Consider the following 2,136-nt stretch of genomic DNA (forward strand, 5'->3'; position numbering starts at 1 on the left):
CTCACCCTGACGCGCTAACCGCGCTTCCCAACGCAGAATCGTGGCATGGGACTTGTGCTACACTCGCCCCGTCGCCCGAACCCCCATCCCTTCGCTACGGCTATTGAAGATCATGAGCGCCATTCTGTCCGAATTTATCCTCGAAAATTCTAAGAGCTATCGCACCGGGCTGCTCCCCCTCGGCCCTCTCACCGTGCTGATAGGTGCCAACGCCTCCGGTAAAAGCAACGCCCTAGAAGGACTCAGGTTTCTCTCCTGGCTGGCCCAGGGGCAAAAGCTCACCAGCATTCAACACACCGTCAACGCCGCAGATCGCATCGTGCGGGGGCGAGTTGAAGACCTCTGCCATCGGGGCGAATCCAGCTTTTCTATGGGTTGTGCCCTGCAAGCCAGCGAATGGAATCACCTCACCCTGGCGCTCACCCTCCGCGATGGCGATCTCCACATCAGCCACGAATCCATCACCAATACCGAGAATCAAAAGCTCTACGAACTCGACCAACCCTCCCAAGGCGTCGGCACCGATGTCAGCGTGGCCTACAACCCCTTTGACCGAGGGCAAAATAAGCCCCACATTGCCTGTAGCGACCAAAGGGCGATCTTCATGCAGCTCGACAGCCCCGCTACCTTCAACGCCAAACACCAACAGTCGCAACAGGTCATTGCTCCTGCGGGCCATGCAGAACCTGATCGACCTCGGTTTCCAGATCCAGAAGCGTGGGCTATTTCAGTATTTCAGTATTTTGGTATAATATGATTAACCAGCAGCTAAGGGACTATGATTCAGTACACAACGCAAGCATTGCGACTCCAGATTGATGGCGGAATGAGGATGAAGGAACTCACAGAGATATTCCCCGGCATAGAATACTCTGAATTGTATCGGAACGTTAGGGAGGTATCCGGCGCTCGTGTCATTCGTGCTGGCGACACCTATTGGAAGGAGTTGATGGAAGGGCGGACGATTGCTGATCTGAGCAAATCTACAGGAGTTGCGCCTGAGTCGATTGTGAAAGCCGTGGAAAAGTGCGGCTATGATCTCGATTTGGTTGAAGAAACCGATGACTATGGTTTCACCCTGATGATGCCGAGTCGAATGGTTCGGGCCTGGGAGTCCCTGGGAAGTCGGGGTATGACGTATCTCCGAATGGTCATTGATGAGACCAGAAAGACTGTGGACGCAGGAGTACCTGTTGTCCGAATGCGTCTACCTGATGAAGATCGAGAACCGTTGGCGCTGCCACTGGCCCCAAAAGACTTTGAAGCTATTGACTACTTTAATCAAAATTCGATATCAAGGACTGGCTCAGACAAAATCCCAAACAGAGATCGGGCTAAGATTGTTCGAGCGTTGATGGCTCAAATGGTGGACTCGATGCCGGAGTTATCAGCTTTTCGAGTCAAGGATCTGAATTATCCAACGGCTGGAAATTATTTGGGTGCAACCTGGGGTACCACGTTTAATGCTCCAGTGTATCTGTGGTTGCAAGCTGAAGATCTAAAAGGAATAAGGGGAAAATCTGCTCCTAACTTGTCTTCGTTGATGCGAGAATCCGTACAAAAAATTATTGACAATCCGAGTATTCTTGATCGGATTCCAGACCCGGTCTGTTACACGCAGCCCCCAAAGTTTAATGCCATTTTTGCGGAAGAAGGAGAAGAATGGCGTTTTAGTCAGCCCGTACTAACGATTACTCTACTGGGAGAGCAAAAAATACCCGTTAAAAAAATTCGGGTAGACCGCAACTGGGATGAACGAGGAGGACATAGTCTCTTCATGTGCAAAGCACTCGCGTTTGTCGCTGGCATCCAGCAAGACAAGCTTCCCGGATGGACAGAATACGTTGAATTTGTTCAACGTTCCTGGGGTAAGAAAAATTACGCAGAAGTACGGCAGCGATTGGAGCAGATGAAACGACAAGGATTTGTTGTGAACATCCAAGATACTTGAAACTCCGCCAATTCAAATCTGAAGCGCAACAGTGTCTGATTTATTTGAGTAGAATACTTCAAAGGGAGTTTTGTAGTCCAACACTCCGGACAGTTTTTTGGGGTTGGGTTGGAAAAAAGCTATCCACCGCATAGAGTGCAGGTGCAAGTAAAACACGGTGCACCGATGGATAGCCTCAACAGCAT

Annotated in this window: 2 protein-coding genes; both read left to right on the plus strand. The window is 50.4% G+C overall.

The genetic code is table 11. From position 1 onward, the window contains the following. Positions 1-112: 112 nt before the first annotated feature. Positions 113-757, plus strand: coding sequence for an AAA family ATPase (locus H6G62_RS26930; protein WP_199325275.1), 645 nt, complete (start codon positions 113-115; stop codon positions 755-757). 21 nt (positions 758-778) lie between these two features. Then, positions 779-1,951, plus strand: coding sequence for a hypothetical protein (locus H6G62_RS26935; RefSeq protein ID WP_190500887.1), 1,173 nt, complete (start codon positions 779-781; stop codon positions 1,949-1,951). Positions 1,952-2,136 lie beyond the last annotated feature (185 nt).

It is taken from the genome of Phormidium sp. FACHB-1136 (assembly GCF_014697375.1).
Classification (GTDB): Bacteria; Cyanobacteriota; Cyanobacteriia; order Phormidesmidales; family Phormidesmidaceae; genus Nodosilinea.

Excerpts from the sequence above, each read along its gene's own strand:
- H6G62_RS26935 (WP_190500887.1), top strand. The coding sequence starts at position 779 with ATGATTCAGTACACAACGCAAGCATTGCGACTCCAGATTGATGGCGGA.
- H6G62_RS26930 (WP_199325275.1), top strand. The coding sequence starts at position 113 with ATGAGCGCCATTCTGTCCGAATTTATCCTCGAAAATTCTAAGAGCTAT.